Genomic DNA, 7,737 nt, shown 5'->3' with positions numbered 1-7,737 from the left:
GCGGCAACGGATCCACATGGAGGCGAAAACGCGCCGAGAGCGCTCTCACCTCCTCAATCGCCTTCCTGCGGTCAAAACGTATACCGGAACGCGGCTCTGACCCGAGCACGATATTTTCGTAAGCCGAGAAGGAGGGCACCAGCGAGAAATGCTGGAAAACCATGCCGATGCCGGCATTGATCGCGGCTCGAGGGCTACCGAAGCGGACCTGCTCGCCAACCAACCTCAACTCACCGCTGTCGGCCTGCTCGACGCCGAACAGTATCTTCATGAGCGTCGATTTGCCGGCGCCGTTTTCGCCGACGACCGCGTGGACCTCTCCAGCATTGACCGCGATGTTCACGTTGTCATTGGCGACTACCCCGCCGGGGTAGGTCTTGCTGATCCCGATCGCCTGGAGGAGCGGTGCCATATTTTCTGTCGTCATTCCGCCCTGGCCGAAATGTCAACACCATTCGGCGCTTAGCGCTTCCGATCACTTCAATAGCGTCTCTGGGACAATCTCGCCCTTGGATATCTTTTGCTCCACAGCATCGATCTCGGCCCGAAGGCCGGCGGGCACAAGCTTCTCGTAGTAAGCGTTGCGCGATATGCCGACCGCACCTTCAGGCAGGCCGAGCAGCAGGCGCGTGCCGTACTTCGCCTTGCCTTCGATCGTATCCTTGAGAGCGATGTAGAGGGACCGGCCGATCCTCTTCTCGACGGAAGTGAAAATCACGTCGGCTTGCGCCTGATCAGTAGCAGCGAAGATCGTCGCCTGATCGCTATCTACGCCGACCGCGAGCTTGTGTGCATCTCGCACCGCCTGTAGCGCGCCGATACCGGTGGCTCCTGCTATCGGGAAAATCACATCAGCACCCTGATCGAGTTGAGCCCGCGCTATCTCTTTGCCCTTGGCAGGATCGTCAAATGTGCCCGCAACTTGACTTAGGATCTTAATGTCGGGCCTTGCGGCTTTAGCCCCCTCGTCGAATCCTACCTTGAAGTTCGTCACAGTTGGGAACTCCATCCCACTGATCGTGCCAAGTGTCCCCGTCTTGCTGAGCTCGGCCGCGGCATAGCCGGCGAGATATGCCGCGGACGAAGTCTGATACTCGATTGCGAGCACATTCGAGCAGGAGCATTTCGAGAAATCCGGTGCATCGTCGAAGATAATGAACTTGGTCTCGGGATTTTGGGGAGCCAAGTCGACAACGAAGCCGGTCATGTCGAAAGTGCCGGCGATGACAACGTCATAGCCGGCATCGGTGGCGTCGGCGAGCGCCGGCTGCCAGCGGCTGGGATCGTTACCGGCCTCGATGATCTTCACGTCAACCGGAAGCTCGGCCTTTGCTTTCTCCAGGCCAGCTGCCGCCGAATCCATGAAGCTCTTGTCGCCGAGGAAGCCGTGGACGACGAGCGCCACCTTGAGCGGATGTTCTTTCGAGTAATCGGCGGCATGCGCTACCGGCAGGGCCGCTGATGCCCATAGGTTTGCGGCGAGAAATAGGGCGACGAAGGTTTGACCGACTGAAAATCTTGGCATCACAGTTCCCCTCAAATCCTTGGTAGCTATGTTGTTGCTAATTTATGCCCGGTTCAGTGACAATGACGAGACACGTCGTGTCGCTACGGTGGCGCAGCTGACAACGCACCATCCTATCGGACCGATCCCAGTTCCTGGAGGCGCTCGGCAACACGAACGAGGTCCGCCAACGTCTGGACGGTCATCTTTCGCATAACATGACCGCGATGGATTTTGACCGTGATCTCGCTCAGTCCCAACTCGCCGGCTATCTGCTTGTTCATGAGGCCTTTGGTCACGAGAGACATGACTTCTTTTTCTCTTGACGTCAGTGTTTGATAAAGAGCTGAAATGGCATCGTTGTATGGCTCCTCTTCCCGCCTCTCGCGGTCGCGCGCCAAAGCCGCGAAAACCGCTTCGAGCATATCCTGATCGCGAAACGGCTTGGTGAGAAAGTCGATAGCCCCTGCCTTCATGGCACGGACCGACATCGGGATGTCGGCATGGCCAGTTACGAAGATAACCGGAATGTTGATGCCCGACTTGCCTAACTGCCCCTGAAAGTCGAGGCCGCTGATCCCGGGAAGCCGGATATCAAGAACAATGCAGCTTGGCACTTTGCGCAGTTGGCTGCCTTGGAACTCTGCCGCTGACGCGAACAACTCTACTTCCAGGCCGACGGACCGAAATAGCGTGCTCAGGGCATCTCGCAAGGACGCATCGTCGTCGATGACATACACGACCGAGGTGTCCGAGCTCGAGTTCCCGCTGTCGTGTTTCATGGAACCACCTTTTGCAGAACGGCCAGACGGATGGCCAAGCACTCGCCTAGTTCTAGACTCGACTTGGCGCAAATGCGACCTCTGTCCCCGCGTTTGGCAGACCGGCACATCATAATGCAATGAAGGCCCCGAGGCGGATCGCCGAAGTGCTCGAGGAACCTATCGTTGTTGCGCGATCTCAACTCGGCTGGCTCAAAACTGCATCGATACAATCGAGCAATGCGCCAGGGTCATACGGCTTGATGAAAAACCCAACTGCGCCTGCGCTCGTGGCTTGCTTTAAAGTACGTTTCTCCGGATAGGCGGTGATGAAGACGACCGGCGTCTTGTAGCCGCGCAAACGCAGCACATCCAGAAGTTCAAGTCCTGTCATTCCCGGCATCTGCAGATCGGTAATTATTACGGCGGCTTCGTTCAGCTTTGCTGAATCGAGCAAGTCCGCGGCCGAGGCGAAAGGCGCCGCGTCATAGCCGGCCGATCGCATGAGACTGGCGATGGAGACCCGAACATCCATGTCGTCATCGACTATGGCAACCATTGGAATTCGCGGCATTGGCACTACTGACAATCCCCCCGGGAGACCCTTTTCTTAGCAACGACTTTTTTCCCCCCACCCAACATACAAGAGTGCCTACAAGGCCGAAACCATACAGAGGTTTACCTAGGCGGCTTGCGACCCGCCGGTGCTCATCTTCCCCCGCCTTCGATCGATCGCGCCAACAGTCAACGACGGACCGCCCGATCAATCGAGCTCCAGAGCACGCAGAAGATACCAAAGTATGCCTCTCGCACCCCTGCAGATACCCGTCGTTAAACCCGCATACGATTGATCGAACCCCTAGCCTCCCTAAACTCGCATCAGCATCAGCCGGAGCGATCGACCAGCCTTTGTCCGGCCTTGCTGCCTAGCCTCGCCAGCGATGATGCAACGCTGGCTTCCTTGGGCCCAATGCAACCGAACGTTCGAGCCGACGGGCAACTCGGCGACGTTGGGGGGCAGTGGCGCCGGTCCGGAGGACATCGGAACATGCCTAGCGATTCAGAATATCGGTTCGGCGCATTTGAGCTACTCGTTCGCCGGCAGCTTCTAATGCACGCCGGCACTCCAGTCCGCGTGGGCAGCAGGGCGATTGCCATCCTGACTGCGCTTGTCGCAGCCGCAGGCGACATTGTCACCAAGCAAGAACTGATCGCCGCAGCTTGGCCGACCACCTTCGTCGACGACAGCAATCTCAAAGTCAATGTCGCCAGTCTTCGACGGGCCCTCGAGATGATCGATCGGGGGCAGGATTACATCGCAACCGTACCAGGTCGCGGTTATCGCTTCATCGCTCCTGTCCACCGTATTTCGATCGGGACTGTTGGATTGCCGGCCAAGATCCGGCTCATAGGAAGGGTCGATGAATCGAGGGACGTTCCGGAAAGGCTGACCAGGAACTCCGTCGTTACGGTTTCCGGAACCGGTGGCATTGGAAAAACCGCACTTGCGACCAATGTGGCGCATGCGGTCGCAGCACAATTCCCCGACGGCGTGATGTTCGTCGACCTCGCTCAAATTTCCGATCCGCAGTTGATCCCGGCCGCGCTCGCGCTGGCACTAGGGCTAGCAACGGGAGGCAGCGAGCCGCTCGCAGGGATAATCCACGCCCTTGAGGGACAACGCAGATTGTTGCTGATCGACAATTGCGAGCACCTTCTGCCTGCTGCCGCGAGCGTGATCGACCGGCTCTCGGCCAACTTGGAATGCTTGCGGATCCTGGCGACGAGCAGGGAGCCGCTGCGGATCCGCGGTGAATGTGTATATCGTTTGGGTCCGCTCAAGACGGATCCACGATCAAACCCAACTCTATCCGAGGCCATGGCGTATCCCGCGGTGGAGCTCTTCGTGACAAGGGTGTCCAGCCAGACAGGGAATGAGCTTCAGGATGCGGACGCCCCAAGTGTCGCGGAGATATGTCGGCGGCTCGACGGCATTCCGCTGGCGATCGAGCTCGCCGCAACACGGATCGGCGCCACGACGCCGGCGAGATTGCTGGAAATGCTACCGGGTCGCTTCGAGGTTCTGGCGTACGGATGCCGCAAGACACCAGCGCGACAGCAGACGCTTCAAGCTACCCTCGATTGGGGCTACCGCTTGCTGTCCGATAGGGAGGCTGTCTTTGTGCGCGCCCTCTCCGTGTTCGCCGGCGCTTTTGATCTCGAGGGCGCAGTGGCGCTATCTCCAAGGGGCACGCTACCCGAAACAGCTATGGACATTCTTTCATCGCTGGCCGCCAAGTCCTTCGTCGAAACAGACTGGCGGGATTGCGGAGTGACCTACCGTCTCCTTGCAACGACCCGGGCCTATCTTGTGGAACGGTTGCGGTTCGACGGCGAGGACAAGGAAGCCCGGCACAGTCACGCAGCATTCATGTGCGCACTTCTTGAGCGCGGAGTTGATCCGGCAGCAGCCGTTGCAATCCAGGAGCGGCGCGAAAAATTTGAGCGCTGCCTGAACGACGTCCGCTCCGCCTTGGCATGGACGCTTGGTTCAGGTGAAGACGTAGCGTTAGGTGTTCGCCTGGCTTTTGCATCGCTGCCCTTGTGGAGGGACTTGTCGCTGCTGGGCGAGTGCCGCGACATTTTGGGGCGTGCGCTGGCTCGGCTGGATGCGATACCGTTACCAGATCAACGGCTGAGTGCTCGCCTTCAGCTCGGCCTGGCAATTGCCGGCGGTTGGGCCTCCGAAGATGATCGCTCACACCGCCGCGCTTTGGAAAGCGCTTTGCAGGCAGCGCAGACAACCGACCCTGATCTTCTGTCGCAAGTGTTGAGCTGCGCGGCGTGAGCAGCCAGATGCTTGCCGGGCGGCAGTCGCGACATGACCACACCGCCGGCAGAGGCGGAGGTGCGCCCACCATTCGTCGCCCGCCGTCCGGTGGCCGTTTCGTGGCCAGCGGACGTAGCGCTCGTGTCGGACGCGCAGAGTGGAACCCGGAGCAAAGGAACGGGCGCACGCCTCGCGCGCTCACAACTCGCTGGACGGAATATCTCGCGAGCCCGCTCAGCCGGGCGCACTGAGGGTTCGGGATCGAACCGAGCAATGACAGCAGAAGCAACGCATCATCTTTCATTCAAAGGAGAAGACCGTGACTCAACATGTCCTGTTCATCGTCACCAACGCCGCCGTGCTCGGTCCGCACAACCGCAAGACAGGTTTCTTTTTCGCCGAGGTCGCTCATCCTTTCGGCGAGCTCGATAAAGCGGGAATCGCGGTTGAGTTCGCCTCGCCTGCTGGGGGATGGACACCCTACGACGCGTATGACGAGAAAGATCCCGCTCAGAAGGAGTTTTTCGAGAGCAAGGCATTTCGTCGATTGAATCATAGCCGCAAGTTGTCCGAGGTGGACGCTGCCGACTACGATGCCATCCTGGTGCCTGGGGGCCTCGGGCCGATGGTCGACATCCAGCGAAATGCGGACGTCCAGAGGGCCATCGTGCGCGCCTGGACCACGGGCAAGCTCGTGGCTGCTGTTTGCCACGGTCCGTGCGCGCTGCTCGGGGTCGACCTCGGCGACGGCGCACCGTTCATACGCGGCAAGAAGCTTACATCATTCTCGAAGAAGGAAGAGTACGACTACGCCCGCGAAGACGTCCCCTACGAACTCGAGGACGCTCTAAGGGCGGAGGGCGCCGAGTACTCGTCTGCATCCAACTGGGAACCTCATGTCATCGTTGATGGTCGGCTTATCACCGGTCAGAACCCCGCCTCGGCGGGACCGCTTGGGAAAGAGTTGGTCGCCGCCCTCAAACGGGCTGGCGTTCCAGCGTGAATAGAACACAGCCTGAGACATCTATGTGGGCTTGCACGCTGTGATCTCACGTCCGTAGCCTCAAGCCCGCCCATTCAAAACGAGCGCAGGTGCGCACATCGTCGGGAGCCGTTCGCATGACTCAGTCGCCAGCCAAGATTACTGCAATCCTAACCCCCCATCCCGGCAAGGCCGCTGACCTGGAGGCATTGCTCGTTGCCATGGCACCGAATTGTAGAGCCGAACCGGGCAATCTGCGCTGGGATGTCTGGCGCAATCAGGCCAGCCCGGAATGCTATATTCTCGACGAGCTTTATCGCGACAGGGATGCGGTGGAGGCGCACCGGGGGACGCCGCACTACCAGGATTATCTGGCGCGTATTCCTTCGCTGGCAGACCGGTCAGCTTTCGTACTCGAGGCGGTGTCGGTGTCGTGAGGCCGTCGAGGCTGGAGAACATTCATGCCAGAGGTCGTACAAGCCTTTTGGAGACGGACTGACGGGAGCCTCATGCGGTCGGGTGCGCGGCCTAACGACCATGCCGGCACGCGCCATGCCGGCCTCACCGCCTCCTCGAGACGGCCCTTCAAACATAACGAGACATAGGTCCCAGTTACGGTGTCTGGTCCGGCAGGTCGCTAATTATCTCGTCGAGATAACACCATCCATAGCCTTCCGGCGAATCGTAACCCTTGATGATCGCACGGCGGCTGCGCTGGATGGGGAAGTGCGGCTACGGCTGCGTCCACAACTGAAATGTCCTGCTCAACCGTCTCGGCGCTCGCCTCAACGGCGCCAACGATGTTGCCTCCAATGATGACGGGTATGCCGGCGCCGAAGATGACAACTTTGCCGGCATTGCTTTCCTGGACGCCGAACGATGGCTTGCCCGACTGGCTCGCCGGCCCGTCAAACATTCTCGCTGTCACTGCCTTGTTGATGGCGAGGTTATACTGCCCATGAAAACTCCATCCTGACCGATGAAAGCGATCAGGTGGCCAACGGCATCTACGACCGCAAGGCTGTCGTATGATCGCGGCACGCAAGCCTCAATGCCGATTGACTTACCTTACTTCCGCTTAGAGGCAACGGGGCACTTTGTTTGCCACGAGGTTGCAGCGCGCCCCGGAAGGCCGTCAAATGACGACGGCTTCCGGTTCCTCACCAAACGCTTCGGCGTTATCGATCGCTATTTTCTCCCGCGACCGCGTCTGCGAGAGCCGACCGTTCGGCAGGTTGCGTCGCAAAAGGCCGCTTTCCCGCGCCTCGGCGTGGCGTCGGCAGTTTCGCTACTCTGCTGCCTTGATTATCAGATCAGCGACCTGCTTTGGATGGGACAACATAGCGACGTGGCTGGCCGGCAGTTCGATCGCCTTGGCGTTGGCGGCCTTGACCTGATCCTTTTCCATCTGAGGCGGAATGATCGCATCGTTCGTCGCAACAACCATGAAGGTAGGCTTCTCGCGCCATGCGGCGTGGGTCACTGGTGCCGATAGTGTCCGGATATGGAATGGTCCCTGCGTCGCCGCCACGACGGCCTGTTCCGTAGGCGAAAGGTCGGCGGCGAAGTATTTCTTGATGCCTTCGTCACTGATGGTGAGGTAGCCATTCGGATCCTTGTTGAAGGCCTTCAGGCTTTCCGGTGGCGGATATTTCGAAGT

The 7,737-nt window shown here is 59.5% G+C and carries 8 protein-coding genes and 1 pseudogene; 3 read left to right on the top strand and 6 right to left on the bottom strand.

The window, feature by feature from the left end:
* The 4 genes from EOA27_RS13500 to EOA27_RS13485 form a co-directional block, all read right to left on the bottom strand.
* On the bottom strand, window positions 1-343 hold a 343-nt coding region (locus EOA27_RS13500; RefSeq protein ID WP_210214148.1), incomplete at its 3' end, for an ATP-binding cassette domain-containing protein.
* A 132-nt stretch (window positions 344-475) separates the two neighbouring features.
* Window positions 476-1,525, bottom strand: a complete 1,050-nt coding sequence (locus tag EOA27_RS13495; protein WP_127256439.1) for a BMP family ABC transporter substrate-binding protein — start codon at window positions 1,523-1,525, stop codon at window positions 476-478.
* A gap of 113 nt (window positions 1,526-1,638) precedes the next feature.
* On the bottom strand, window positions 1,639-2,286 hold the full coding sequence (locus tag EOA27_RS13490) for a response regulator transcription factor (RefSeq protein WP_127256436.1): 648 nt from the start codon (window positions 2,284-2,286) through the stop codon (window positions 1,639-1,641).
* 178 nt (window positions 2,287-2,464) lie between these two features.
* Window positions 2,465-2,824: a response regulator gene (locus EOA27_RS13485; protein ID WP_245491086.1), complete on the bottom strand. Its 360-nt coding sequence runs from the start codon at window positions 2,822-2,824 to the stop codon at window positions 2,465-2,467.
* A gap of 552 nt (window positions 2,825-3,376) precedes the next feature.
* Here EOA27_RS13485 and EOA27_RS13480 point away from each other — a divergent pair.
* The 3 genes from EOA27_RS13480 to EOA27_RS13470 all read left to right on the top strand — a co-directional run bounded on the left by EOA27_RS13480 (window position 3,377) and on the right by EOA27_RS13470 (window position 6,514).
* Entirely contained in the window at window positions 3,377-5,113 is a 1,737-nt protein-coding gene (locus tag EOA27_RS13480; protein WP_189562018.1) for a winged helix-turn-helix domain-containing protein, read from the top strand.
* Between the two features lie 301 nt (window positions 5,114-5,414).
* Window positions 5,415-6,098 (top strand): type 1 glutamine amidotransferase domain-containing protein, encoded by a 684-nt coding sequence (locus EOA27_RS13475; protein ID WP_127256428.1) that lies wholly within the window; start codon window positions 5,415-5,417, stop codon window positions 6,096-6,098.
* A gap of 116 nt (window positions 6,099-6,214) precedes the next feature.
* Complete coding sequence (locus EOA27_RS13470; protein WP_127256425.1) at window positions 6,215-6,514, top strand: putative quinol monooxygenase; 300 nt, start codon at window positions 6,215-6,217, stop codon at window positions 6,512-6,514.
* 353 nt (window positions 6,515-6,867) lie between these two features.
* Here the strand turns inward: EOA27_RS13470 and EOA27_RS42115 are convergent.
* Together EOA27_RS42115 and EOA27_RS40655 are read right to left on the bottom strand one after the other, a co-directional pair.
* Window positions 6,868-7,005, bottom strand: a pseudogene (locus tag EOA27_RS42115) (heme-binding protein); the annotation flags it as partial.
* 360 nt (window positions 7,006-7,365) lie between these two features.
* The coding region (locus EOA27_RS40655; RefSeq protein ID WP_189562017.1) for an alpha/beta hydrolase at window positions 7,366-7,737 on the bottom strand (372 nt) is incomplete at its 5' end.

The sequence above is a fragment of the Mesorhizobium sp. M2A.F.Ca.ET.037.01.1.1 genome, assembly GCF_003998075.1.
In the GTDB taxonomy this organism is placed as follows: Bacteria; Pseudomonadota; Alphaproteobacteria; order Rhizobiales; family Rhizobiaceae; genus Mesorhizobium.
The sequence above is the reverse complement of the archived record's forward strand: the minus strand, read 5'-3'. Positions and strand labels throughout refer to the sequence as shown.